Origin of the sequence: Pseudomonas tumuqii, from assembly GCF_013184545.1 — a bacterium.
Lineage (GTDB): Bacteria > Pseudomonadota > Gammaproteobacteria > Pseudomonadales > Pseudomonadaceae > Aquipseudomonas > Aquipseudomonas tumuqii.
In genome coordinates this window covers 268742-293825 of the sequence record NZ_JAAOJA010000002.1, presented here as the reverse complement: position 1 = coordinate 293825, position 25084 = coordinate 268742, and the positions used below count along the sequence as shown (strand labels likewise).

At 64.0% G+C, this 25084-nt stretch carries 20 protein-coding genes and 4 tRNA genes; 7 read left to right on the top strand and 17 right to left on the bottom strand.

Annotation, left to right across the window (positions count from 1 at the left end; all coding sequences use genetic code 11):
* Positions 1–17: 17 nt before the first annotated feature.
* From leuB to leuC, 3 genes are all read right to left on the bottom strand, one after another.
* Positions 18–1100: a 3-isopropylmalate dehydrogenase gene (gene leuB / locus G9C89_RS05250; RefSeq protein WP_172145708.1), complete on the bottom strand. Its 1083-nt coding sequence runs from the start codon at positions 1098–1100 to the stop codon at positions 18–20.
* 90 nt (positions 1101–1190) lie between these two features.
* On the bottom strand, positions 1191–1838 hold the full coding sequence (gene leuD / locus G9C89_RS05245; RefSeq protein ID WP_172145705.1) for a 3-isopropylmalate dehydratase small subunit: 648 nt from the start codon (positions 1836–1838) through the stop codon (positions 1191–1193).
* An 11-nt stretch (positions 1839–1849) separates the two neighbouring features.
* Entirely contained in the window at positions 1850–3277 is a 1428-nt protein-coding gene (gene leuC / locus G9C89_RS05240; protein WP_172145702.1) for a 3-isopropylmalate dehydratase large subunit, read from the bottom strand.
* 200 nt (positions 3278–3477) lie between these two features.
* On the opposite strand from leuC, the gene G9C89_RS05235 reads away from it, so the two are divergent.
* The 3 genes from G9C89_RS05235 (at position 3478) to G9C89_RS05225 (ending at position 8949) form a co-directional block, all read left to right on the top strand.
* Positions 3478–4383 (top strand): LysR family transcriptional regulator, encoded by a 906-nt coding sequence (locus G9C89_RS05235; RefSeq protein WP_172145699.1) that lies wholly within the window; start codon positions 3478–3480, stop codon positions 4381–4383.
* 94 nt (positions 4384–4477) lie between these two features.
* The gene (locus tag G9C89_RS05230; protein WP_172145696.1) at positions 4478–8155 is read left to right on the top strand and encodes a sensor domain-containing protein; all 3678 of its coding nucleotides are present in this window, start codon (positions 4478–4480) and stop codon (positions 8153–8155) included.
* A 47-nt stretch (positions 8156–8202) separates the two neighbouring features.
* On the top strand, positions 8203–8949 hold the full coding sequence (locus G9C89_RS05225; RefSeq protein ID WP_172145693.1) for an SDR family oxidoreductase: 747 nt from the start codon (positions 8203–8205) through the stop codon (positions 8947–8949).
* A gap of 203 nt (positions 8950–9152) precedes the next feature.
* On the opposite strand, the gene G9C89_RS05220 is transcribed toward G9C89_RS05225, so the two are convergent.
* Positions 9153–10136 (bottom strand): tRNA dihydrouridine synthase, encoded by a 984-nt coding sequence (locus tag G9C89_RS05220; RefSeq protein WP_172145690.1) that lies wholly within the window; start codon positions 10134–10136, stop codon positions 9153–9155.
* Positions 10137–10286: 150 nt separating this feature from the next.
* Between G9C89_RS05220 and G9C89_RS05215 the strand changes: the two genes are divergently transcribed.
* Positions 10287–10676 (top strand): hypothetical protein, encoded by a 390-nt coding sequence (locus G9C89_RS05215; protein WP_172145687.1) that lies wholly within the window; start codon positions 10287–10289, stop codon positions 10674–10676.
* A 22-nt stretch (positions 10677–10698) separates the two neighbouring features.
* Here G9C89_RS05215 and G9C89_RS05210 read toward each other — a convergent pair whose 3' ends face one another.
* Positions 10699–11148, bottom strand: a complete 450-nt coding sequence (locus G9C89_RS05210) for an acyl-CoA thioesterase (protein WP_172145684.1) — start codon at positions 11146–11148, stop codon at positions 10699–10701.
* 375 nt (positions 11149–11523) lie between these two features.
* Here G9C89_RS05210 and G9C89_RS05205 point away from each other — a divergent pair, with 375 nt between their 5' ends.
* A complete protein-coding gene (locus G9C89_RS05205) occupies positions 11524–13383 on the top strand; it encodes a sensor domain-containing diguanylate cyclase (protein ID WP_256674111.1) in 1860 nt (619 codons plus the stop codon).
* On the opposite strand, the gene G9C89_RS05200 is transcribed toward G9C89_RS05205, so the two are convergent.
* From G9C89_RS05200 to G9C89_RS05165, 8 genes are all read right to left on the bottom strand, one after another.
* On the bottom strand, positions 13353–14192 hold the full coding sequence (locus G9C89_RS05200) for an alpha/beta fold hydrolase (RefSeq protein WP_172145679.1): 840 nt from the start codon (positions 14190–14192) through the stop codon (positions 13353–13355). The two genes, G9C89_RS05205 and G9C89_RS05200, sit on opposite strands and share 31 nt — an antisense overlap.
* Positions 14193–14216: 24 nt before the next feature.
* On the bottom strand, positions 14217–14756 hold the full coding sequence (locus G9C89_RS05195; RefSeq protein WP_172145676.1) for a TetR/AcrR family transcriptional regulator: 540 nt from the start codon (positions 14754–14756) through the stop codon (positions 14217–14219).
* A gap of 171 nt (positions 14757–14927) precedes the next feature.
* Positions 14928–15003: transfer RNA gene (locus G9C89_RS05190), tRNA-Glu, on the bottom strand.
* Positions 15004–15053: 50 nt separating this feature from the next.
* Positions 15054–15129, bottom strand: a tRNA-Ala gene (locus tag G9C89_RS05185).
* A gap of 52 nt (positions 15130–15181) precedes the next feature.
* Positions 15182–15257: transfer RNA gene (locus G9C89_RS05180), tRNA-Glu, on the bottom strand.
* A 65-nt stretch (positions 15258–15322) separates the two neighbouring features.
* A tRNA-Ala gene (locus G9C89_RS05175) sits at positions 15323–15398 on the bottom strand.
* Between the two features lie 145 nt (positions 15399–15543).
* Positions 15544–17025, bottom strand: coding sequence for a glutamate--tRNA ligase (gltX, locus tag G9C89_RS05170; RefSeq protein ID WP_172145673.1), 1482 nt, complete (start codon positions 17023–17025; stop codon positions 15544–15546).
* A gap of 32 nt (positions 17026–17057) precedes the next feature.
* Positions 17058–17978, bottom strand: a complete 921-nt coding sequence (locus G9C89_RS05165; protein ID WP_172145670.1) for a LysR family transcriptional regulator — start codon at positions 17976–17978, stop codon at positions 17058–17060.
* 122 nt (positions 17979–18100) lie between these two features.
* On the opposite strand from G9C89_RS05165, the gene G9C89_RS05160 reads away from it, so the two are divergent.
* On the top strand, positions 18101–19150 hold the full coding sequence (locus G9C89_RS05160) for an HlyD family secretion protein (RefSeq protein WP_172145667.1): 1050 nt from the start codon (positions 18101–18103) through the stop codon (positions 19148–19150).
* Between the two features lie 49 nt (positions 19151–19199).
* A complete protein-coding gene (locus G9C89_RS05155) occupies positions 19200–20690 on the top strand; it encodes an MDR family MFS transporter (protein ID WP_172146390.1) in 1491 nt (496 codons plus the stop codon).
* Between the two features lie 13 nt (positions 20691–20703).
* On the opposite strand, the gene G9C89_RS05150 is transcribed toward G9C89_RS05155, so the two are convergent.
* From G9C89_RS05150 to G9C89_RS05135, 4 genes are all read right to left on the bottom strand, one after another.
* Complete coding sequence (locus G9C89_RS05150; protein ID WP_172145665.1) at positions 20704–22581, bottom strand: MFS transporter; 1878 nt, start codon at positions 22579–22581, stop codon at positions 20704–20706.
* A gap of 327 nt (positions 22582–22908) precedes the next feature.
* The gene (locus G9C89_RS05145) at positions 22909–23238 is read right to left on the bottom strand and encodes an AzlD domain-containing protein (protein ID WP_172145663.1); all 330 of its coding nucleotides are present in this window, start codon (positions 23236–23238) and stop codon (positions 22909–22911) included.
* Positions 23238–23960, bottom strand: coding sequence for an AzlC family ABC transporter permease (locus G9C89_RS05140; protein WP_172145661.1), 723 nt, complete (start codon positions 23958–23960; stop codon positions 23238–23240). Before G9C89_RS05140 ends, G9C89_RS05145 begins: the two co-directional genes overlap by 1 nt.
* A gap of 283 nt (positions 23961–24243) precedes the next feature.
* Positions 24244–25083 (bottom strand): AraC family transcriptional regulator, encoded by an 840-nt coding sequence (locus tag G9C89_RS05135; protein WP_172145659.1) that lies wholly within the window; start codon positions 25081–25083, stop codon positions 24244–24246.
* Between the last annotated feature and the right edge of the window lies 1 nt (position 25084).

Below are 25084 nucleotides of genomic sequence, written 5' to 3'. Positions count from 1 at the left end.
CCGGAGAACCTGGAAGATTACAGACTACGCAACGCCTCGACTACCGCATCACCCATGGCGGCGGTGCCGACCTTGGTCGTACCGACGGAATGGATGTCGCCGGTGCGCAGGCCCTGATCCAGCACCTTGCTGACCGCCTGCTCGATGGCATCGGCAGCCTGGCTTTGGCTGAAGCTGTAGCGCAGCATCATCGAGACCGAAAGGATGGTCGCCAGGGGATTGGCGATGCCCTGCCCGGCGATGTCCGGCGCCGAACCATGGCACGGCTCGTACATGCCCTTGTTGTTGGCATCCAGCGAAGCAGACGGCAGCATGCCGATAGAACCGGTGAGCATGGAAGCCTCATCCGACAGAATGTCGCCGAACATGTTGTCGGTGACCATGACATCGAACTGCTTGGGCGCGCGCACCAGTTGCATGGCCGCGTTATCCACGTACATGTGGCTGAGTTCGACGTCCGGGTAGTCCTTGGCCACTTCATCGACCACGGTGCGCCACAACTGGCTGGAAGCCAGCACATTGGCCTTGTCCACCGAGCACAGCTTGCTGCCGCGCACACGCGCCATGTCGAAACCGACCCGGGCGATCCGGCGGATCTCGCTCTCGCTGTACGGCAGGGTGTCGAACGCCATGCGCTCGCCATTCTCCAGCACGCGCGATTCACGCGGGCTGCCGAAATAGATGCCGCCGGTCAGTTCGCGCACGATCAGGATATTCAGACCGGCCACCACTTCAGGCTTCAGCGACGAGGCATCGGCCAGCTGCGGGTAGAGAATGGCCGGGCGCAGGTTGGCGAACAGGCCCAGTTGCGAACGGATCTTCAACAGGCCGCGTTCCGGGCGCAGGGCCGGATCGATGGCATCCCACTGGGGGCCACCCACCGCGCCGAGCAGAATCGCATCGGCGGCGCGGGCGCGCGCCAGGGTCTCGTCGGCCAGCGGCACACCGTATTGCTCATAGGCGGCGCCGCCCAGCTGGTCGAACGACAGCTCGAGCCCCAGGTCGAACTTCTCGTTGGCCAGCCGCAGCACCTTGACCGCCTCGGCCATGATTTCCGGGCCGATACCGTCGCCGGGCAGAATCAGAATCTGTTTGCTCATCTTGTCCTCAAATACACCGTAGGGTGCGCCGTGCGCACCATCAACTCGGTTAACGGGTGCGCGCGACCTAGGCGGCCCCGCGCACCCTATTTATTTAATCGCGCCGAACAGCCAGGGGCTGCGCTGCTGGTAATCGACTTCGAAGGCCTTGATCGCCTCGGCATCCTGCAGGGTCAGGCCGATGTCGTCCAGGCCGTTGAGCAGGCAGTGCTTGCGGAAGGCATCCACCTCGAAGCCGTATTGCTTGCCGTCTGGCCGAGTCACGGTCTGCGCCGCCAGGTCGACGGTCAGTTGATAGCCTTCGCTGGCTTCGCTCTGCTGGAACAGTTCATCGACATCGTTTTCGTCGAGGACGATCGGCAGCAGGCCGTTCTTGAAGCTGTTGTTGTAGAAGATATCGGCAAAGCTCGGCGCGATGATCGCACGGAAGCCGTATTCTTCCAGCGCCCAGGGCGCGTGCTCGCGGCTCGAGCCGCAACCGAAATTCTCCCGTGCCAGCAGCACGCTGGCGCCCTGGTAACGCGGGAAATTCAGCACGAAATCGGGGTTCAGCGGACGCTTGGAGCTGTCCTGGTTGGGCTGACCGACATCCAGGTAGCGCCACTCGTCGAACAGATTGGGGCCGAAGCCGCTGCGCTTGATCGACTTGAGGAACTGCTTGGGAATGATCTGGTCGGTGTCGACGTTGGCGCGATCGAGCGGCGCAACCAGGCCGGTGTGTTGAGTAAAAGCTCTCATGTTCGGACTCCTCAGGCCTGGATCAATTCGCGCACATCGATAAAGTGACCGGTCACCGCCGCCGCCGCCGCCATGGCCGGACTGACCAGGTGGGTACGGCCGCCGGCGCCCTGACGACCTTCGAAGTTGCGGTTGGAGGTGGACGCGCAATGCTCGCCACTGCCGAGCTTGTCCGGGTTCATCGCCAGGCACATGGAGCAGCCCGGTTCGCGCCACTCGAAACCCGCCTCGATAAACACCTGATCGAGCCCCTCTCGCTCGGCCTGGGCTTTGACCAGGCCGGAGCCTGGCACCACCATGGCCTGCTTGATGGTCGCCGCGACCTTGCGGCCCTTGGCCACCGCGGCGGCGGCGCGCAGGTCTTCGATCCGCGAGTTGGTGCAGGAACCGATGAATACCCGGTCGAGCTGAATGTCGGTGATCGCCTGATTGGCCTTCAGACCCATGTACTTGAGGGCCCGCACGATGGAATCGCGCTTGACCGGATCGGCCTCGACCGCCGGATCCGGCACGTGCTGATCGACGGCCAGGACCATTTCCGGCGACGTGCCCCAACTGACTTGCGGCTTGATGTCCTCGGCACGCAACTCGACGATCTTATCGAAATGCGCATCGGCGTCGGACACCAGGTCTTGCCACTGGGCGACCGCCTTGTCCCAATCCGCGCCCTTGGGTGCGAAAGGACGACCCTCGACGTAGGCGATGGTCTTCTCATCCACCGCCACCAGACCGACCCGGGCACCCGCCTCGATCGACATGTTGCAGATGGTCATGCGCCCTTCCAGCGACAGCTCGCGGATCGCGCTGCCGGCGAATTCCAGGGCATGGCCATTGCCACCGGCGGTGCCGATCTTGCCGATCACGGCGAGGACGATGTCCTTGGCAGTCACGCCGAAGGGCAGTTGGCCCTCCACGCGAACCTGCATGTTCTTCATCTTCTTCGCCACCAGGCACTGGGTGGCGAGCACATGCTCGACCTCGGAGGTGCCGATGCCGTGGGCCAGCGCGCCGAAGGCGCCGTGGGTCGAGGTGTGCGAGTCGCCGCAGACCACGGTCATGCCCGGCAGGGTCGCGCCCTGCTCTGGGCCGACCACATGGACGATGCCCTGGCGCACATCGTTCATCTTGAATTCGAGAATGCCGAAGTCGTCGCAGTTCTCGTCGAGGGTCTGCACCTGAATGCGCGAGACCTCATCGGCGATGGACTCCAGACCGCCCTGACGCTCGGCCTTGGTGGTCGGCACGTTGTGATCCGGGGTGGCGATGTTGGCGTCGATGCGCCACGGCTTGCGCCCAGCCAGACGCAGCCCTTCGAAGGCCTGCGGCGAGGTCACTTCGTGGAGGATATGGCGGTCGATGTAGATCAGCGACGAACCATCGTCACGGCGCTTCACCTCATGCATTTCCCAGAGCTTGTCGTAGAGCGTTTTGCCGGCCATCAGCGGTTCCCTCATCAGCGTGTTTCTATCCAAGGACGAATAGCCCTTTATTTATAGGGTGATCCTATGAGCTTGAATCGAATTACTCAAATTCATATTTTTTATCCAACGAATTCCTGATAGGAATAGTCGTAAGCCGCAAGCAAGGCTCGCGGCTTTCCTCTGGCAGCTTGTGGCTTACCGTTTGGAGCTATTGCGTTATGGATCTTGCGACTCTCAATGCCTTTATCGCCATCGCCGAGCTTGGCAGCTTCTCCGAGGCCGCCGAACGCCTGCACCTGACCCAGCCGGCCGTGAGCAAGCGCATCGCCAGCCTGGAACAGCAGCTGAATGTACGCCTGTTCGACCGCCTGGGTCGTGAGGTAAGCCTGACCGAGGCCGGCCGCGCCCTGTTGCCGCGCGCCTACCAGATTCTCAATGTGTTGGACGATACCCGCCGCGCCCTGAACAACCTCAGCGGCGAGGTCAGCGGCCGACTGACATTGGCCACCAGCCACCACATCGGCCTGCATCGTTTGCCGCCCTTGCTGCGCGCCTTCACCCGCGCACACCCGCAGGTGGCGCTGGACATCCAGTTTCTCGACTCCGAAGTGGCCTACGAGGAAGTCCTGCATGGCCGCGCCGAGCTGGCGGTAATTACCCTGGCCCCGGAAACTCGCGAACCGGTGCATGCGGTAGCGGTATGGGACGACCCGCTGGATTTCGTTGCCGCGCCCGAACACCCGCTGGCACGCAGCGGCGTGATCAGCCTGGCCGATGTAGCCCGTCACCCGGCGGTATTTCCCGGCGGCAATACCTTTACCCACCACATCGTGCGGCGCCTGTTCGAAGCCCAGGAACTGACGCCGAATATCGCCATGAGCACCAACTACCTGGAAACCATCAAGATGATGGTGTCGATCGGCCTGGCCTGGAGCGTATTGCCGCGCACCATGCTCGACGAGCAGGTCGCCCGCCTGCCGCTGCCCGGCATCCAGCTGACGCGACAGCTCGGCTATATCTCGCACACCGAGCGCACCCTGTCGAATGCCGCGCGAGCCTTCATGCAGTTGCTCGATGCGCAGCGCGAGAGCCTTGCACTGGCGCCCGCGCAAAGGCTAACGTGAGGCGCATAACGATAACAAAGGGCCCGTTACATGACCCTGCACCGCAGTCATCTCGCGCCTCAACACAGCTCACCCCCTAACCAAAAGGCCGCCGATGGCCAACGCCAGTGACAACCGGCCCCCGCTGCCGCACATTCCTGCCCTGGATCCAGCCGTATTCGAGAAAACCTGGAACGACGCCCCGCGTCTGCTGGCGGCGCTGAACGGCGCGCAACTGGGCGCCTGGTACTGGGATGTGGCAAGCGGCCAGGTCAGTTGGTCGCGGGGTGCCCAGGCCTTGTTCGGCCTGGACCCGACCCGCCCCGTGCGCACCCGGGTCGACTACATCGAACTGATCCCGGAAGAAGACCGCCGCGACGTGCTGCAGATGTTCCAGGCCGTGCTCGACGGCGTACCGAGCCGCCACGCCCTGCAGCATCGCATCCGCTGGCCGGATGGCAGCCTGCACTGGCTGGAAATCAGTGGCAGCCTGCAGGCCGACGCCAGCGGCAAGCAGCAGATGTTCGGCGTCATCCGCGACATCAGCGCCCAACAGCAGCGCGCCCAGGCGCTGCGCAACTCCGAGCAGCGCTTCGCCAACCTGTTCCAGCTCAGCCCGGACGTGATCCTGCTGGTGCGTTTCGCCGACAGCATGATCACCGAGGCCAACCAGCATTTCGCCAGCACCTTCGGCTGGCCGACCGACGAAGTCATTGGCCGCTCGACCCTCGACCTGGATCTCTGGGTGCATGACCAGCAGCGCGACTACCTGCGCCGCACGGCACCGAACAGCCGCGAACCGATCACCCAGGAAGTGCAGATGCGTGCCCGCGACGGCCGCATTCTCGACGGTGTGATGTCCAGCCAGTACATCGAACTGGACGGCCAAGCCTTCCTGCTCTGCACCTTCCTCGATACCAGCGAACGTAAGCGCGTCGAGGCCGCATTGCGCAGCAGCGAGGAGAAATTTGCCCAGGCGTTCCGCCACACCCCCGACGCGGTGGTGATCACCGACAAGGAAACCGGGCGCTTTATCGAGGTCAACCCGGCTTTCGAGCGGCAATTCGGCTGGAAAAGCAGCGAAACCCTGGGGCTCACCTCGCTGGGACTGGGTCTCTGGGCCGACCCCAATGACCGCCAGCGCATGCTCGAGGCGCTGAGCCTGGGCAGCCTGAACGAGCTGGAAGTATGCCTGTACAGCCGTGACGGCAGCGTCAGCAACAACCTGTTGTTCGGCGGAGAAATCGAACTGGACAGGCGTACCTGCCTGGTCCTGACGGTGCGCGACATCACCCAGCAGCGCGCCCAGGAACAGGCCCTGAAAAACAGCCAGGAACGCCTGAACCTGGCCCTGGAGTCTGCCGATCTGGGCACCTGGGACTGGCACATTCCGAGCAACATGCTGTTCGCCTCGACCCGCGCCTCAACCCTGCTCGGCCTGAGCCAGGAGCCCTTTCATGGCGATTTTGACGAGTTCTTCAGGCATGTGCCGCTGGATGACCGGCGTGCCGTGCGCCGGACCTACCACAGCCTGACGCAGGGCACCGAGCAGGACTTTCAAGTCACTTATCGGGCGATCTACGGCAATGGCAAAGTACATTTCCTGGAAAGCACCGCCAAGCTCTACCGCGACGAACAGGGCCAGCCCTTGCGCATGGCCGGCATCCTCATCGACATCAGCGAACGGGTACAGCGCGAACAACGCCTAACCGCCTCGGAGGAGAAATTCGCCACCCTGTTCCAGGCCAGCCCCGACCCCATCTGCGTGTCGCGTATCCGCGACGGCATGTTCGTCGAGATCAACGGCAGCTTCAGCGCGGCCTTCGGCTGGACGCCGGAGGAAATCGTCGGCCGCAGCGGCCCGGAGCTCAGCTTCTGGGTCGACCGCGACGAACGCCGGCGCCTGTATGACAAGCTCACCGCGCAACAGGGCCTGGACAACGAGCAGGCCCGTTTCCGCACTAAAGCTGGCGCTGAACTGACCTGCGTGGTGTCCAGCCGCTTCATCCGGGTCGACCGGCAATTATGTATTCTCACCACCTTGCGCGACGTCGGCGAACGCCTGCAAGCCGAGGCCGCGCTCAAGGCCAGCCAGGAAAAATTCGCCAAGGCCTTTCACTCCAGCCCCGACGCCATCACCATCACCGAACGCGATACGGCTCGCTATATCGAGGTCAACGAAGGCTTCTACCGCCTCACCGGCTATCACGCCGAGGAAGTCATTGGTCACACGGCCCTGGAAATGAATATCTGGGCCGACCCCAGGCAGCGCCAGGAGATGCTCGAAATGCTCCAGCGCGACGGTCGCGTGACGCATCGGGAGATGCTCGGCAAGCACCGCAGTGGCAATATCAAGACGGTGGAGGTTTCGGTCGAGCCGATCGACCTCAACGGCCTCGATTGCCTGCTGCTGACCGCCCGCGACGTCAGCCTGCTGAAGGAAGCCCAGGCGCAGATCCAGCACCTGGCCTACCACGATTCGCTGACCAACCTGCCCAACCGCGCCCTGCTGATGGACCGCCTGACCCAGCAGATCGCCCTGCTCAAGCGCCACGACCTGCGCGGTGCCCTGCTGTTTCTCGATCTCGACCACTTCAAGCACATCAACGACTCGCTCGGCCACCCGGTCGGCGATAGCGTGCTCAAACTGGTCACCGCCCGCCTGGAAGCCAGCGTGCGCGAGGAAGACACGGTCGCCCGCCTCGGCGGCGACGAGTTCGTCATACTGCTCTCCGGCCTCGAAGGCAGCCGCTCGGCCGTCACCCGCCAAGCCCGCCTGGTTGCCGAAAAACTGCGCATGCTACTGGCCGAACCCATGCTCATCGACGGCCATCGCCTGCAGGTCACGCCGAGCATCGGCATCGCCCTGATCCCCGACCACGGCGCCACCCCGGCCGACCTGCTGAAACGCGCCGACATCGCCCTCTATCGCGCCAAGGACTCCGGGCGCAATACCGTCCAGCTGTTCCGCCGGACCATGCAGGAAGCCGCCAGCGAGCGGTTACGCCTGGAAAATGACCTGCGCCTGGCGCTGGCACGCGGTGAGTTCGAGCTGTACTTCCAGGCCCAGGCGGATGCCCGCAGCGGCCAGATCATCGGCGCCGAGGTACTCCTGCGCTGGCTCCACCCAACCCTGGGCGCACAGTCGCCCGCACTGTTCATCCATGTCCTGGAAGAAAGCGGGCTGATTCTCGAAGTCGGCGGCTGGGTACTCGCCGAGTCCTGCCACGCCTGTGCGCAACTGCTCGAAGAAGGGCTGATCGATGCGCAGAACTTCAGCCTGTGCGTCAACATCAGCCCGCGCCAGTTCCGCCACCACGACTTTGTCGAGCGCGTGGAAAGCAGCCTGCGCAGCAGCACCTTGCCCGAACCTATGCTCAAGCTGGAGATCACCGAAGGCATCGTCATCCAGAACATCGAGGACACCATCGCCAAGATGAATCGCCTGAAGAAGCTCGGTGTCAGCTTCGCCATGGACGATTTCGGTACCGGCTATTCCTCGCTGACCTACCTCAAACGCCTGCCGGTGGACCTGCTGAAGATCGACCAGTCCTTCGTCCGCGACGCCCCCCATGATGCCAACGATGCGGAAATCATCCGTGCCATCGTCGCCATGGCGCGCAGCCTTGGCCTGGCGATCATCGCCGAAGGGGTCGAACAGCAGGAACAGCTGGATTTCCTCCAGCAACAAGGCTGCCACCTGTACCAGGGCTACCTGTTCAGCAAGCCGCTGCCGCTGCCCGAGTTCCGCGCGCTGCTGGCCCACACCCGACAGCGGCCGGCGATTTGCTGAAGCGCGCCGAACGCCGCCCCCATGGAACAGCCCCGGAGACCCGCCCCATGCGTAAAGTCATGCTGATAACCGGTGCCAGCCGCGGCATCGGCGCTGCCACCGCCAGGCTGGCAGCGGCCCAGGGCTATGCCCTGTGCCTCAATTACTGCCGACATGCCGAGGCCGCCGAAACCCTGGTCAGACAGATCGTCGAGGCTGGCGGCGAGGCCATCGCCGTGCAGGCCGACGTGGCCGATGAAGCCCAGGTCCTGCGACTGTTCAACAGCGTCGACCAGCACTTCGGCCGCCTCGACGTGCTGGTCAACAACGCCGGCATACTGGAACAGCAGATGCGCCTGGAACAGATGGACCTTGGCCGCTGGCAGCGCGTCTTCGCCGTCAACGTATTCGGCAGCTTTCTCTGTGCCCGCGAGGCGGTGAAACGCATGTCGACCCGCCATGGCGGCAGCGGTGGCGCCATCGTCAACCTGTCGTCGGCGGCCGCCCGCCTCGGCGCGCCCGGCGAATATATCGACTATGCCGCCGCCAAGGGCGCCATCGACAGCCTGACCCTGGGCCTGGCCAAAGAAGTCGCCGGCGAAGGCATTCGCGTCAACGCCGTGCGCCCCGGGGTGATCGACACCGAGATCCACGCCAGCGGCGGCGAACCGGCACGGGTCGCGCGGGTCAGCCAGAGCGTCCCCATGGGCCGTGGCGGCCTGGCCGAGGAAGTCGCCCAGGCGATTCTCTGGCTGGCCAGCGAACAGGCGTCCTACACCAGCGGCGCACTGCTGGATGTCAGCGGCGGACGCTGAATACGCCGCCTGACTCTTATCAAACTAAATATAACTCATTGTTTTATATATAGAAATTAAATAAGTACAAAGCCTTGTAGGAGCCAGCTTGCTGGCGATGCTTTTGACCTACAAAGATCGCCAGCAAGCTGGCTCCTACACCGTTTGCTGCGCGACAGCGCGGCGTCGAAGACGGGGCGGGATCTCCTACAAGAATCTTGTTCTCAAGCGATGGCCAGTTGGTCCTGGCCCTTGCTCAGCGGAAAATCGATGCCGAGCAAGGCATCGATCCGGCTGCAATCGTTCTCCCGGCGCAGCGAATTGAACAACGCGAAGGCCTCGGGATAGCTGCGGGTGAGCATCGCCAGCCATTGTTTCAAGCGTCCCGGGGCATAGCGCGGGGACATCTTGCGCCGCGCCTGCAGCCAGAAATCGGCGAGCACGGGTTGCAGCTCGGCCCAGTCCATTGCGACCACCGCCTGCCCGGCCCGCGCCGCGGCGATCTGCCGGGCCAGGTCCGGCCGCGCCACCAGGCCGCGGCCGAGCATGATGTCTTCGACGCCGCTGATTTCGCGGCAGCGCCGCCAGTCGTCCAGCGTCCACACCTCGCCATTGGCGAACACCGGCACCTTGACCGCCTCCTGCACCCGCGCCACCCACTCCCAATGAGCCGGTGGCTTGTAGCCCTCGACCTTGGTTCGCGCGTGCACCACCAGCTGCGCGGCCCCGCCTTCGGCCAGGGCCTGGGCGCATTCCAGGGCATAGTCCTTATGCTCGAAACCCAGGCGCATCTTGGCCGTTACCGGAATCCCAGCCGGCACCGTGCGACGCACCTCGCGGACGATGGCATGGAGCAGTTCCGGTTCCTTCAACAGCACCGCGCCGCCACGGGACTTGTTCACGGTTTTCGCCGGGCAGCCGAAGTTGAGGTCGATCACCGGCGCGCCGAGGCCACAGGCAAAGGCGGCGTTATCCGCCAGGCACTGCGGATCGGAGCCGAGAAACTGCACGCGTAATGGCGTACCCGCCGCCGTTTGCGCAGCGCTGAACAGTTCCGGCGCCAGCTTCCGATAGGTCGAGACGGGCAGTACCCGCTCGGTGACCCGGATAAATTCGGTCACGCACCAGTCGATGCCGCCGACCCGGGTCAACACATCGCGGAGGATCTCATCGACCAATCCTTCCATCGGCGCAAGGGCGATCTGCATGGCAATATTCTCGGAAAAACGCCGCGTAGTGTACGCGGCGAACTGCCCTGGGTGAAATGCCCGCCAGGCCACGCGCAGAGCAACGAGATGGAACGCTGCCCCTCGCAGGGAGTCAACAATAGGGACATTCCAACGCCATGAAGGACAACTATGCGCATCCTGATACTGCTCGCCAGCCTGTACTTCGGCCTCGGCCTGAGCCAGGCAGAGCCACAGCAACCAGGCGAATCCGCGCAGCAACTTACGCCCAAACCAATGGCCCAACTGGTTATCGACCGCGACCGCAAGGTACCGAACACCTGCACGGTCGAGTTACTGATGGAGGAGAAGCCGGTGGCGCAGCTACCAGTCGGCGACTCGGCGAGCCTGGATGTGCCGGCCGGCACGCTCTACCTCAGGGCACGGCTGAAGCCGGCCGGCAGTTGCGATGCCACCGGCCTGGCCAGCGGCCAGTCGATTCTGCTCGAACCCGGGGAAACCCGCCGGTACCAGGTAATGTTCGACAACGATGCCCTGTTCCTGGCCCCGCAACTGCAATGAACGCGGGCAATGAACACGCCAGTCAAAGTTCCAGGGGAAAGGGCAACTGCAGGGCACGGCCATAGCCTTCGACGAATTCGACCGGCATGCGCTTGGGCTTGCCGCTGGACAGTTCGATACAGACGAAGGTGGTCTTGGCCCGCAACAGGGTGAGACCATCCGCTGGACGGACCAGCTGGAAGCGCCGATCCATCTTCAAGCGCTGGTCCGACTCGACGATCCAGGTGGCCATCTGCAACTCCTGGTCTTCATAGGCGCTGGCCAGGTAGTCGATCTCGTGGCGTAACACCGCCATGGCGCGGTCGAGCCGGCGGTATTCGGCCAGATCGAGCCCCAGGTATTGCGAGTGGCGCCAGGCACAGCGCTCCAGCCAGCTGACATAGACCGCGTTATTGGCATGACCGAGGCCGTCGATATCGTCGGCAACCACGCTGATGTCGATCACAAATGGATTCGCCAGGTCCCAACTCATCGCGGCTGCTCCCGATTGGTGCTTGACGCGCCCGCAAGCGCGGTCACACACCGCCGCCAGCCCCGCACAGGCACAAGACGCATCGGCGCTTGAGTGATCGTTACCATCGGGTTCATGGGCTTACTCCTGAATCTTGAAATGATGGACTGCCAGGTTGGCCAGCGCCCCATTCTAGGCACTAAAGGCGCGGCAACTCCATGCCGTACACGGCACTTTCCCTCGCGGCCCTGAACCAATCCGCAGCCTGCAATCCACTAAATACCTAAAGTATTTTGGTTAATCGGCCGAAGCCACTAGGCTATCGCCTGCCGGCCATCTGGATTGATGGCCCGCGCCGCTTCATTTCGACCGTCACTTAGCCGAGAGCCGTGCATTTTGCTTGCAGCCTTACGCCTGTTGCTGTTGTTGCTCCTGCCCACCCTGAGCCAGGCGGATGTCCTGTCCCTGCCCGCGACGGAACAAAGCGTACTGCCCGGCCCGTTCATGCAGGTCTGGCAAGACCCGCAGCAGCAGGCCGAGCTGGACGATGTACGCCGCCTGCCCGACTCGGCCTGGCAGCCGGTTGGCCGCCGCGATGCCAGCTTCGGCTACAGCGGCAGCGCCTACTGGCTGCGCCTGCAACTGCATAACCCCGAATCGCGCAGCATGGACTGGGTTTTGCTGATCGGTAACCCGCTGCTGGACTATCTGGATGCCTATGGCCTGGATGGCGAGCGGGTCTACCGCTCTGGTGATCAGCGGCCGTTCGCGGCGCGCTGGATCGAACACCGGCAACTGCTGCTACCGCTGCACCTGGCCGCCGGGGAAAGCCGCGAACTGATCCTGCGCATGCAGAGCGAAGGTTCGGCCAACCTCAGCGCCAGCCTGATGACCAGCGCAACCTTCAACCGCCATGAACAACTCATGCTGCTCCTGCAGGGCCTGTTCTTCGGCGCGCTGGCAGCGATGTTCGTCTACAACCTGTCGATCTTCGTCATCACCCGCGACCGCGACTACCTCTGGTACAGCCTGTTCGTCGCCAGTTTCGGCGGCTACCAGTTCATCCAGCTCGGTTTCGCCCTGCAATGGCTCTGGCCGCAATCGCTGGACTGGCACCAACTGAGTTTCCCGCTCAGCTCGGCAGTGGCCACCCTGTTCGGCATCCTGTTCGCCTATGGCGTGCTCGACCTCAGGCATGCATCGCCGCGCTACACACAGATCGTGCGCGTACTGCTGGGCTGCACCTGGCTGGCCATCGGCCTGTCCTTGTTCGCGCCCTATCAGGTCGCACTGCTCGGCGGTTTCGCCCTGGTCATCGTCTGCGCCGTACTCGCCTGCCTGTTCACCCTGCTGCGCTGGCGCGAGGGCTATAAACCCGCCCGGCTATTCGCCATCGGCTGGTTCGTACTGATCACCGCCAGTCTGTTCAGTATCCTCAGCGGCACTGGCTTGATCGCCAACTCGTTGCTGACCCTGCACGCGCAACAGATCGGCGGACTGATCGAGCTAGTGGTGTTCTCCATCGCCCTGGCAGTGCGCATCCGCCAGGCGCAGCACGCCCAACGCCTGGCCCAGGCGCAACTGCTCGCCCAGGAGCAACAACTGAGAGTGGAGCAGGCCAAGGGCCTGAGCCTGCAACGACAGCTCAACGAAAGCCTGGAGATCCGCGTCAAGGAACGCACGGCGGCACTGGAACAAGCCCTGCAGGCGCTGTCCGGCGCCAACCAGCAACTCTCCGAGCTGAATCGCCGGGACAGCCTGACCGGCCTGTTCAACCGCCAGACCCTCAACGAAGAATTGCATCGCAGCCTGGCCCAGGCCGTGCGCAGTCAGCGCCCCATGGCCATCCTGATGATGGACCTCGACCACTTCAAGCAGGTCAACGACCACTATGGCCACCTGGCCGGCGATGCCTGCCTGCACCACGCCGCCCAACGCCTGCAGCAACGCTTGCGCGCCGGCGATCTGCTCGCCCGCTTCGGCGGCGAAGAGTTCGTCGCCGTACTCAACGATACCGACCTGGCCGGCGCCCATGACCTGGCGGAACAGCTGCGCGCCGACCTGGCCCGCCACCCTTGCACCTATCAAGGCCAGACCATCGACCTGACCACCAGCATCGGGGTGTGCGCCGGGCTACCCGACAGTGCGGACAGCGAACAGCTGCTGCAACAGGCCGACCAGGCGCTCTATCGAGCCAAGGCGGCTGGCCGCAATCGGGTGGAAAGCTACGAGGCCAGCTCGCTTGACGAGGTCTGACGCAGCGCAGCCAATAGCTGCATGACCGCCTGCACCAGCTGCGGGTCAGACAAGAGCCGCTGGTGCCCACCCTGCTCGAGACGCAACAAGCGGCTGTCGAACCAGGCCTCATGGATCGCCTGCGCCTCGCTATAGGGCACAACCGGGTCATCGGCGGCGTGCACGATCAAACCCGGGAAATCCAGCTGGTAGCGCGCCACATCGAGATGCCCGGCCGGCATGCCAGCCTTTTCCTCGACCAGACGAACGAAATGCGCCCGCGCCTGAGCAGGCAAGCCCATATAGCGGGCGAAAAGCCGCAGCATGGTGAGAATCCGGCTCGGCGCCGCAATGCTGACCACGGCCTCGGCACGCAAGCCCATCTGCGTCGCCAGCAAGGCGCTGGCGCCGCCCATCGAGTGGCCGATCACGGCCTGCAGTGGCGGCAATTCACTGGCGGCCTCGAGCAGGGCGCGGGCGAACACCACCACATTCGCCTCCTGTCCCGGCGAACGTCCATGCGCCGGGGCGTCCAGGGCGACCACGCCATAACCGGCCTGCACCAGCGCCTTGATCAGCTCGGCGAACTGGGTCGGCCGGCCTTCCCAGCCATGCATCAGCAGTACCGTCGGACCGCAGCCCCAGCGCAACGCCGACAGCCCGAAACGCAGAGTGATGCGCTCGGCCTGAGTCAATAACGGCAGTTCCCAATCGCGTGGCGGCAAGCCGCGCGGCGTCATGAACTGGCGTCGCATCTTGCTTGCCACTGCCTGCGGCGCCACCCAACCGATGGTGGCGTTGAACCCACGAACCCAGCTCAAGTTGCTCATTGCCCTGCTCCTTAAACGTTTGCCTCAAACGATCGCCGACTTGGCGGCACGCAAAACGCGATCAGACAACTCGCCGGGGCCCAGTGCCCGCGCCAGCGCCAGCCCCCCAACCATCAAGGCGACATCGGCAAGCACCCGGGAAGCGTCCTCCGGGCTTGCCGACAACTGCGCCACCAGCAATTCCAGATGCTCGGCCAAGGCCGTGCGAAAGCCCTCGGGCAGGCGCGTCAGCTCGCCCAGGGAGCTCGGCAGCGGGCAGGCGTGCTCGCTGGCATCGCGGTGCTTGCGCGACAGGTAGAACGCCGCCAGCAACGCCCGACGTTCGTCGGCCGGCAGGTCGCCGTCCATCTGCTTGATCAACTCACGGCGCTGGCCGAGCAACTGCCTGAACGCCTCCAGCATCAGCGCATCCTTGCTCTCGAAGTGCGCATAGAAGCCGCCCACGGTCAGCCCGGCAGCGCCCATCACCTCACCGACACTCGGCTCGGCGGGACCACGCCGCACCAGCGCGGCACTTGCCGCGCAAAGAATGCGCTCACGGGTTTGGGCTTTCTTGTCGTTCATGCTCGCCTCCAAAATATTACGATTGAAATATTATGCTTGTAATAAATTTAAGCAAGCAGAAAACCTTACCGCTGGTCGGGGCGATTGATCGGGAAGGAAAGCCGAAGCAGAAAAACAAAAGGGCCATTCCGCAAAGAATGACCCTTAAAAGTCCCGCAGAGCGGGCAAAAATGGCGTCCCCTAGGGGACTCGAACCCCTGTTACCGCCGTGAAAGGGCGGTGTCCTAGGCCACTAGACGAAGGGGACGTAACCTTCGATGAACAAGGCCAGCTTTACGCTGGCCTTATCGTGGAAATTGGTGGAGATAAACGGGATCGAACCGTTGACCTCTTGCATGCCATGCAAGCGCTCTCCCAGCTGAGCTATACCCCCAGATTTATCGCCTCGCGGCTCACAGCACCCAACGGAGCTGCTTTTTAAATAGTGGCGTCCCCTAGGGGACTCGAACCCCTGTTACCGCCGTGAAAGGGCGGTGTCCTAGGCCACTAGACGAAGGGGACGCAAATACCCTTCAAAACTCAGCCAACTCGAGAGCTGACTGTGGCAAGCCTTTCGGCTTTGAGATTGGTGGAGCTAGACGGGATCGAACCGTCGACCTCTTGCATGCCATGCAAGCGCTCTCCCAGCTGAGCTATAGCCCCATCTCAAGGACGGGGCGCATGTTAAGAGCGCGCCCCGCTACTGTCAACAAAATTTTCACCTATAGCTGCTTTCTTTATGCTGACAGAACAACCACTTACCCTATCCCGATCAGCCACATGGGCGCTCAAGCGGGATAACAGGCGATCAGGCGATGGACGCCAGCTGTTTTTCCCACTCCTTGTTTTCCTTTTTCGACACGCCACCGAGCAGTTCGATAGCCTGACGCAGGCGGAAACGGGTGAGGTCAGGACCGAGTATCTGCATGGCATCGAGCACCGACACCGAGCTGGCCTGCCCGGTCACCGCCGCGAACATCAACGGCATGGCGTCACGCAGCTTCAGCTGCAGATGCTCGACCACCGCCTGAATACAGCCGGTGATCTTGTCTTTTTCCCACTGACGCAGCGCCTCCAGCTTCCACAGGATCAGCTGCATGACCTCGCGCACCTGATCGGCCGACAGCTTCTTGTGCTCGAACAGCTTGGGGTCGGGGCTGACGCCGCCGGCGAAGAAGAAGCTGGCCAGCGGTGCGATCTCGCTGAAGGTTTCCACCCGGCCCTGCACGTGCGGGGCGATCTGCATCAGGTAATCGGAGTTGAATGCCCATTTCTGCGCGCCCGCGGCGAACTCCTCGACGCTCAGCTCACGCATCCACTGACCGTTGAGCCAGGACAGCTTCTCCAGATCGAAGATCGGCCCGCCCAGCGACACGCGCTGGATGTCGAAATGCTCGACCATCTCGTCGAGGCTGAACTTCTCGCGCTCGTCCGGCATCGACCAGCCCATGCGGCCGAGGTAGTTGAGCATCGCCTGGGGCAGAAAGCCCATGCGTTCGTAGAAGGTGATCGAGGTCGGGTTCTTGCGCTTGGACAGCTTGCTCTTGTCCGGATTGCGCAGCAGCGGCATGTAGCACAGCTGCGGCTTGTCCCAGCCGAAGTAGTCGTAGAGCAGGATCAGTTTGGGCGCCGATGGCAGCCACTCTTCGCCGCGCAGCACATGGGTGATGCCCATCAAGTGATCGTCGACCACGTTGGCCAGGAAGTAGGTCGGCAGGCCATCGGTCTTCATCAGCACCTGCATGTCCATGCGATCCCAGGGGATCTCGACCTCGCCACGGAGCATGTCCGGCACCACGCAGACGCCTTCGGTCGGCACCTTCATGCGCACCACGTTGGGCTCACCGGCGGCCAGGCGACGCTGCACTTCATCGCCAGCCAGGTGCATGCAGTGGCCGTCATAGCGCGGCGTCTGCTTGGCCTCCATCTGTTCGGCACGGACTTTATCCAGGCGCTCGGCACTGCAGAAGCAGTGGAAGGCGTGGCCTTTTTCCACCAACTCGTCGCTGTACTTCTGGTAGATATGCCCGCGCTCGCTCTGCCGATACGGGCCGTGCGGACCGCCGACGTCCGGGCCTTCGCTCCACTCGATGCCCAGCCAACGCAATGCATCATAGATCTGCTGTTCCGACTCGCGGGTCGAACGCAACTGATCGGTATCTTCGATACGCAGAATGAATTCACCACCGTGCTGACGGGCAAAGCACAGGTTGAACAAGGCGATATAGGCGGTGCCTACGTGCGGATCGCCGGTGGGCGACGGCGCGATACGGGTGCGGACGGTGGTCATGGAAGGTCTCGAAGAATTGGAACGAAAGCCGATTAAGGCGGCGATGTTAACAGGCCTGCCGCCGTAGGCTCCAGCAGGCGCCCCTGTTCGACCGGCAGGCAGGCCATCAGGAAATCGAGGAAAGTTTTCACCTTCATCGCCTGGAAGCGCCGGGAGGGATAGACCGCGTACAACTCGCCGACCGGCAGGCGCGCCCCGGGCAACAGCTCGATCAGCCGCCCGCCCTGGATCGCGCGCTCGCAGATCATGCTCGGCAGCCCGGCAATCCCGGCGCCGGCTAGCGCCGCTTCACGGGCGAAGGTGATGTTGTTGCACGCCAACACCCGCTGGCAGGCGATGCTCTCGTCGAGCAGCGGCCAGTAACGCGACGAGTCGTGGGGCAGCAGGATCGCCCGGTGCGACGCCAAGTCGGCGGCCGTCCGTGGGGTGCCGTGCCGGGCCAGGTAATCCGGGCTGGCGCACAGCCGCCGCTCGCTCTCGAACAGCTTGCGGGCGATCAGCGTGGAATCCTGCGGTTGGCCGACCAAGATGACGATGTCCACGCCCTCCTCGACCGGATCGACGTTGCGCGAGGTCAACTCGACCTCCGCGGTGATCTGCGGATACTGGCGCATGAATTCGCCAAGTACCCGACCGAGGAACAGCTGGCCGAACTCGATCGGCGCGCTGATGCGCAGCAAGCCGGACGGTTCCAGTTGCAACTGCATCACCGCCTGCTCGGCCTCGGCGAAGTCGAGCATGATCTGCCGACAGCGCTCGTAGTAGGCCTGGCCGACTTCGGTCAGGCGCAACTTGCGCGTGGTGCGATTGAGCAGACGCACGCCGAGGCGCTCCTCGAGCAAGGCAATGCGCCGACTGACCGTGGACTTCTGCATGCCCAGCCCCAGTGCCGCATGCGTGAAGCTGTGGCACTCGACCACACGAGTGAAGATCAGGGCATCATCAAGACCCATTATTGTTCCCTATAAGCAACAAAGCTTATGAATTTTAACCGCTACAGACGCCAAAGGAACACTGTTAGATTCACCGATGCACTGTTGCCAACACCCTCTTGCCCGAACGTCGAGCGCCTGCCATGCCTGCCCAGCTGCAACGTCGTCTGTTTATCTTCCTAGCCGTACTCGGCCTCATCGCGGCGGCCTTCTCCGCCCACTGGCTGCTCGTCGGGCGCTATCTCGAAAGCACCGACAACGCCTATGTGCAGGGGGAAATCACCCGCGTCTCCAGCCAGCTTGGCGCGCGCATCGCCAAGGTGCTGGTGGATGACAACCAGCATGTGCAGCAGGGCGAGTTGTTGCTGACCCTGGAAAGCGCCGACGCCGAACTGGCACAGCAGCGCGCCCAGGCCATCCTCGCCACCCGCGAGGCCGAACTGCTGCAGGCACAGAGCAAACTGAGCCGGCAGGCCAGCCTGATTGCCGCCAGCCAGGCTGGCGTGACGACCAGCGAAGCAGTCCTGGGGCGTGCGCAAATCGACCTGTCACGCGCGCAAACCCTGCGCAAACCCGGCTATGTGTCTGAAGAACGGGTGACCACCCTGGCTGCCGACAGCCGCATCGCGCGTTCGCAGGTGAGCAAGGCTCAGGCGGACCTACAGGCCGAGCGTCAGCAGGTCAACAGCCTGCAAGCCGAGATCAAGCGCCTTGAAGCACAGATCGCCAGCGCCCGCGCCGACCTGGCCCAAGCCCAGCTGAACCTCTCGCGTACCGAGATCCACGCCCCCATCAGCGGTTTTATCGGCCAGCGCGCCGCCCGCAACGGCCAATACGTGCAAGCCGGTGCCTATTTGCTGTCGCTGGTCCCGGATCAGGACATCTGGGTCCAGGCCAACTTCAAGGAGACCCAGATCGGCCGCATGCAGCCTGGGCAAAGTGCCGAGCTGACCTTCGACAGCTTCCCCGACACCCCCATCGAGGCCCGGGTCGACAGCCTGTTCGCCGCCTCCGGCGCCCAGTTCAGCCTGCTGCCACCGGACAACGCCACCGGCAATTTCACCAAGGTGGTGCAGCGCTTCCCGATCAAACTGACCTTCGCCGCGGACAATCCGCTCAAGGGCCTGATTCGTCCGGGCATGTCGGTAGAGGTCAAGGTCGACATCCAGGCCGACCAACAGCATGGCGGCTGATGCGCTGATTCGCCCCAGCGGCGAACCCAGCCGGCGCGACTGGATCGCGGTGATGAGCGCCCTGCTCGGCGCCTTCATGGCGGTGCTGGACATCCAGATCACCAACTCCTCGCTCAAGGACATCCAGGGTGCGCTGTCGGCCACCCTGGAGGAAGGCTCGTGGATCTCCACCTCCTACCTGGTTGCCGAGATCATCATGATCCCGATGACCGCCTGGCTGGTCCAGCTCCTCTCCGCCCGGCGCCTGGCGGTGTGGGTGTCGACCGGGTTCCTGGCGGCCTCGCTGCTCTGCTCGATGGCCTGGAGCCTGGAGAGCATGATCGTGTTCCGCGCCCTGCAGGGTTTTACCGGCGGCGCACTGATTCCCCTGGCGTTCACCCTGATCCTGATCAAACTGCCCGAGCACCATCGCGCCAAGGGCATGGCCCTGTTCGCCCTGACAGCGACCTTCGCCCCCTCCATCGGGCCGACCCTGGGCGGCTGGCTGACGGAAAACTTCGGCTGGAAATACATCTTCTATATCAACGTGCTCCCCGGCCTGCTGATGATCGCCGGGCTGCTCTACGGTCTGGAAAAAAAAGCGCCGCACTGGGAACTGCTGAAAACCAGCGACTATGCCGGCATTCTCACCCTCGGCCTGGGTCTGGGCTGCCTGCAGGTGTTTCTCGAGGAAGGTCATCGCAAGGATTGGCTGGAATCCAGCCTGATCGCCGGACTCGGCAGCATCGCGGCGATCAGCCTGGTGCTGTTCATCATCCTGCAGGTGTCGAGGCCGAACCCGCTGATCAACCTCGGCGTGCTGCGCGAGCGCAACTTCGGCCTGTCGAGCATCTCCAGCGTCGGCCTGGGCATGGGCCTGTACGGCTCTATCTATGTGCTGCCGCTGTATCTGGCGCAGATCCAGGGCTACAACGCCCTGCAGATCGGCGAGGTGATTATGTGGATGGGCATTCCGCAGTTGTTCCTGATCCCCCTGGTGCCGCTGCTGATGAAGGCGGTGTCGCCGAAGCTGCTCTGCGCCCTGGGTTTCGGCCTGTTCGGCGCCGCCAGCTTCGCCTCCGGCGTACTCAACCCGGACTTCGCCGGCGAGCAGTTCAACCATATCCAGATCATCCGCGCCCTCGGCCAGCCGCTGGTCATGGTCACCATCTCGCTGATCGCCACCGCCTACGTGCTGCCGCAGGATGCCGGCTCGGCCTCGAGCCTGTTCAACATCCTGCGCAACCTCGGCGGCGCCATCGGCATCGCCCTGCTCGCCACCCTGCTCGACAGCCGCGCCAAGGTCTATTTCGACTACCTGCGCGAGGCCCTGGTGCCGAGCAACCCGCAGGTCGCCGAGCGCCTCGCGCTACTGACCGAGACACTCGGCAGCGAGCAGGCCGCCCTGGCCAAACTCAGCGAGATCACCCACCAGCAGGCGGCGATCATGGCCTACAACGACGCCTTCCACTGCATCGGCATCGCCCTCGCCATCAGCATGCTTGCCGTGCTGCTGACCAGGCGCTTGCCCGCGGGCACGACCGGCGGCGCCGCCCATTGAGGTTCGCCGCCGTTCAGCGCACCTCGCCCCGCAACGCCGCCACCTGGGCCTGCAACAATTGCCGGTCGACCTGCTCGGCGCCGAGCGGTGCGCCGGCCACCAGCTTGATCCGCGACCACAGACGGCGGAACAGGCGCTTGCGTGGATCGCGGCTGAAGAAGCTGCCCCACAGGCCTTGCAGCGCCATGGGAATCACCGGCACCGAGTTTTCCGCGAGGATGCGTTCGATACCGCTCTTGAACTCGTTGATCTCGCCATCGCCGGTCAACTTGCCCTCGGGGAAGATGCACACCAGCTCGCCAGCCCGCAGGTATTCGGCGATTTTCTTGAACGCCGCGTCATAGATCAGCAGATCCTCGTTGCGCCCGGCAATCGGCACGGTGCCGGCGGTGCGGAAGATGAAATTCAGCACCGGCAGGTTATAGATCTTGTAGTACATGACGAAGCGTACCGGCCGGCGCACCGCGCCGCCGACCAGCAGGGCATCGACGAAGGACACGTGGTTGCACACCAGCACCGCCGGGCCTTCCTCGGGGATGGCGTCCAGCCCCTGGTGCTCGACCCGGTACAGCGAGTGGCCCAGCAGCCAGATCAAAAAGCGCATGCTGAACTCGGGCACCAGCTTGAAGATGTAGCTGTTGACCGCGACGTTCATCAGCGCGATGACCAGAAACAGCTGCGGAATCGACAGCTCGGCGACGCTGAGGAAGAGGATCGAGGCGATCGCCGAGACCACCATGAACAGCGCGTTGAGGATGTTGTTCGCCGCAATCACCCGCGCCCGCTCGTGTTCCGCGGTGCGCGACTGGATCAGGGCGTACAGCGGCACTATGTAGAAGCCACCGAACAGGCCGATGCCGAGGATCGAGGACAGGATCCACCAGGCCTGGCCATGGCCGAGCACGGCCAGCCAATCGTGGGCCTGCGCGCCCTGCGGGAAACCGCCGGAGTGCCACCAGAGCAGCATGCCGAACAGGGTCAGGCCGATCGAGCCGAAGGGCACCAGGCCGATCTCCACCTTGTGCCCGCTCATCCGCTCGCAGAGCATCGAGCCCAGCGCGATGCCCACCGAGAACACCGTGAGAATCAGGGTCACCACGCTCTCGTCGCCGTACAGCCACTGCTTGGCATAGGCCGGGATCTGCGTCAGGTAGACCGCACCGAGAAACCAGAACCAGGAGCTGCCGACCAGCGAGCGCGAGACCGCGGGCCGCTGCTCGACCAGGCCCAGGCGCATGATGCGCCAGGACTGGCGCAGGATGTTCCAGTCCAGCACCAGCTCCGGCAGCGCCGCATGGGCACGGGGAATGCCGCGGCTGGCCAGGTAGCCGAGCACTGCCACCACCACCACGGTGCCGGCGACCAGGCTGGCATAGCCGCTGCTGGCCATCATGATGCCGGCGCCGATGGTGCCGGCGAGAATCGCCAGGAAGGTGCCCATCTCCACTAGGGCGTTGCCGCCGACCAATTCCTCTTCACGCAGGTGCTGCGGCAGGATCGAATACTTGACTGGCCCGAACAGCGCCGACTGGCTGCCCATGCAGAACAGCACGACGAGCATCAGCGGCAGATGATTCAGCAGCACCCCGGCGGCACCGGCGAGCATGATCAGGATCTCGGCGAACTTGATCGTGCGGATCAGGCTGTCCTTGGCGAACTTCTCGCCGAACTGCCCACCGAGCGCGGAAAACAGGAAGAACGGCAGGATGAACAGCAGCGCGCAGAGATTGACCAGCAGGCTGCTGTCCGCGCCGGAGCTGAGCTTGTAGAGGATGGCGAGGATCAGCGACTGCTTGAAGATGTTGTCGTTGAAGGCGCCGAGCAGCTGGGTGAGGAAGAACGGCAGGAAGCGCCTTGTACCGAGCAGGGTGAATTGTGAATGTGGGGTCATCGTCCATGTACCTGGCATTAGGGCCGTGCGGGGCCGGGAAAACCGCGAGCACCGCGGCGCCCGTCCAGCATTGGACTGCAACAAGCCCCGGCAAAGCCACAGGGAACGGTGATTTTTGCCACTTCTTAGCGTGAAAGTCGCGCAGCGACACCCTCCTTAATGCCCTTCTCCCTCCGGGAGGCGGCTCCCGCTCTCGAAAATGCTCCCGGCATTTTTCCTACCTCCCCCATCCATGGGGTCGCCGGCGGGAGTACCGCATTCGCCACATCCCTGTGGGTCAAGGTGGCGCGCGGCGCCGGATGAGGGCTGCGGGCAAAAACGCCGATCTCAGAGTGGCAACTGGCCCAGCGCCCAGCGCAACAGGAAGAACACCAGCAAACCGCCGCCGATGGTCGCCAACAGGTGACGGGTGACGGCGGCGATGGCAATAGTCGCCAGCCCCGCCCACAGGTAGGCATTGTCCAGACTCAGCGCCCAGTGCTGGCCATCCGGCAGCAGCATGCCCGGCAACACGATGGCGGTGAGCACCGCGGTCGGCACGAAATGCAGACCCTGGCGCACCAGCGGCGGGAAGCGCAGGTCGGGAAAGGCGAACAGGCTGTAGCGAATCGAAAAGGTGATCGCCAGCATGCCGAGGATCAATAGCCAGTTGTCCATCAGGCCAGCTCCTCCATGTCCACGTCCACGTCCGCTTCGTTACGCCGCTCCAGCAGCACGCCGACGACGATCCCGCTCAACGCCGCGGCCAGCAAACCGAGCTTGTACGGCCAGGCATGGCAGGCCAGCGCCACCGCGCCGGCCACCAGCGCTGCCGCTACTTGCGGACGAGTGCGCAACATGGGCACGACGATACCGATAAAGGTCGCCAGCATGGCGAAGTCCAGGCCCCAGGCAGCGAGGTTCGGCACGCGCTGACCGAACAGCACACCGACCAGGGTACACAGCTGCCAGTTCAGGTACATGGCCAGCGCCGCCCCGAGGAAATACCAGTGTTTGTAGGGCGAACTGTCCGCATCGGTGTAGCGATTGAGCACCACCGCGTAGGCCTCGTCGGTCAGCCAGAACGCCAGCGGCATGCGCCAGCGCTTGGGCAGATGACGCACGAAGGGTTGCAGGCTGGCGCTGTACAGGGCATGACGCAGGTTGACCACCAGGGTAGTGAGCAGCAGCACGGCCAGGCCGGCACCGGCGCCGAGCAGGCTGATGGCGATGAACTGCGCCGAGCCGGCAAATACCAGCAGCGACATGCCGAGGGTCTGCCAGGCGCTCAGGCCGGCGGCGCCGGCCAGGCTGCCGAAGATGATGCCGAAGGGCATGGCGCCGAGCAGCATCGGCAGCATGTCGCGGGCGCCCTGGGCGAATTCGTGTTGACGGGACATGGATCCTCCTTGGGCTGCCGAGGTTACCCGGCAGCGCGAGGACGGTCTTGAACGATCTTGCGCAGTGGCTCGTGCGGGCCAGGCAATGTCGCAAAAGCCTCCTGCACGACGCTGCACTGCTGTGGGAGGGGCTTTAGCCGCGAACCCAGGCGACTCGATCTGCGAAGCAACCCAGGCGGTGTTGCGGACACTGCGGTTGGCGGTCGAGACCGCTCCCACAATGGACCGCAGTTAACGTGGAAGCGACTTCAGTACCCATCACCAATGGTGCGCACGGCGCACCCTACCCAGGCCGGCCGCTGCAGGCCTTGCGGTAGGCGCCCGGGCCGACGCCATAGGTCTGCTTGAATTGTCGGCTCAGGTGGCTCTGGTCGGCGAAGCCCAGTTGCATGGCCACGCTCAGCGGCGTGCAGCCGTTTTTCAGCAGGCCGCGCGCCTGCTCCAGGCGGCGCTGCAGCAGCCAGGCGTGGGGCGGCAGGCCGGTGGCGCGGCGAAACACCCGGGCAAAATGAAAAGGCGAGAGGTTGACCGCCTGGGCCAGCGCTTCCAGCGACGGCGGTTCGGCGAGCTGGCTGCACAGCAATTCCTTGGCCCGCGCCACGGCCCGGGGTTCGTGCCCCGGCGTGCGGCCAGCCGGAACGCGCGCATGACGCTGGAACAGCGCCAGGATCGCCTCGCGCCAGGCGGTCTGCTGCTGCAAGGCACTGGCCCGGCTGTCCAGCAACCGGTGCAACTCGGCGAACATGCGGTGCAACTGCGGGTCATGCAATACGCTGTCGGCAAACGACGGCCGGCCACCCGTGTCCAGTCCCAGCTCGGCCAACATCCCGCCAACCTGGCGGTTATCCGGGTAGAAACCGCGGTAGCGCCAACCCTGCTCATGGGCCTTGGAGCCGGTGTGCAGTTCATCCGGGTTGATCAGCACCATGCTGCCAGCCGGCGCCAGGTGGTCGCTGCCACGATGGCGGAACGACTGCGCGCCCCGCTCGATCACGGTGAAGACGAAACCCTCATGCACATGCGGGGTGAAGCGCTGCTCGATGTAGTGGGCGTGCAGCAGCTCGACCCCGTGCAACTCGCGCGAGGTCCAGAAACGTGTGCGCTCAACCTCGGTCGGTGCCATC

Coding starts and splice junctions, on each gene's coding strand:
- leuB (WP_172145708.1), bottom strand. CDS start 1,100: ATGAGCAAACAGATTCTGATTCTGCCCGGCGACGGTATCGGCCCGGAA.
- leuD (WP_172145705.1), bottom strand. CDS start 1,838: ATGAGAGCTTTTACTCAACACACCGGCCTGGTTGCGCCGCTCGATCGC.
- leuC (WP_172145702.1), bottom strand. CDS start 3,277: ATGGCCGGCAAAACGCTCTACGACAAGCTCTGGGAAATGCATGAGGTG.
- G9C89_RS05235 (WP_172145699.1), top strand. CDS start 3,478: ATGGATCTTGCGACTCTCAATGCCTTTATCGCCATCGCCGAGCTTGGC.
- G9C89_RS05230 (WP_172145696.1), top strand. CDS start 4,478: ATGGCCAACGCCAGTGACAACCGGCCCCCGCTGCCGCACATTCCTGCC.
- G9C89_RS05225 (WP_172145693.1), top strand. CDS start 8,203: ATGCGTAAAGTCATGCTGATAACCGGTGCCAGCCGCGGCATCGGCGCT.
- G9C89_RS05220 (WP_172145690.1), bottom strand. CDS start 10,136: ATGCAGATCGCCCTTGCGCCGATGGAAGGATTGGTCGATGAGATCCTC.
- G9C89_RS05215 (WP_172145687.1), top strand. CDS start 10,287: ATGCGCATCCTGATACTGCTCGCCAGCCTGTACTTCGGCCTCGGCCTG.
- G9C89_RS05210 (WP_172145684.1), bottom strand. CDS start 11,148: ATGAGTTGGGACCTGGCGAATCCATTTGTGATCGACATCAGCGTGGTT.
- G9C89_RS05200 (WP_172145679.1), bottom strand. CDS start 14,192: ATGAGCAACTTGAGCTGGGTTCGTGGGTTCAACGCCACCATCGGTTGG.
- G9C89_RS05195 (WP_172145676.1), bottom strand. CDS start 14,756: ATGAACGACAAGAAAGCCCAAACCCGTGAGCGCATTCTTTGCGCGGCA.
- gltX (WP_172145673.1), bottom strand. CDS start 17,025: ATGACCACCGTCCGCACCCGTATCGCGCCGTCGCCCACCGGCGATCCG.
- G9C89_RS05165 (WP_172145670.1), bottom strand. CDS start 17,978: ATGGGTCTTGATGATGCCCTGATCTTCACTCGTGTGGTCGAGTGCCAC.
- G9C89_RS05160 (WP_172145667.1), top strand. CDS start 18,101: ATGCCTGCCCAGCTGCAACGTCGTCTGTTTATCTTCCTAGCCGTACTC.
- G9C89_RS05150 (WP_172145665.1), bottom strand. CDS start 22,581: ATGACCCCACATTCACAATTCACCCTGCTCGGTACAAGGCGCTTCCTG.
- G9C89_RS05145 (WP_172145663.1), bottom strand. CDS start 23,238: ATGGACAACTGGCTATTGATCCTCGGCATGCTGGCGATCACCTTTTCG.
- G9C89_RS05140 (WP_172145661.1), bottom strand. CDS start 23,960: ATGTCCCGTCAACACGAATTCGCCCAGGGCGCCCGCGACATGCTGCCG.
- G9C89_RS05135 (WP_172145659.1), bottom strand. CDS start 25,083: ATGGCACCGACCGAGGTTGAGCGCACACGTTTCTGGACCTCGCGCGAG.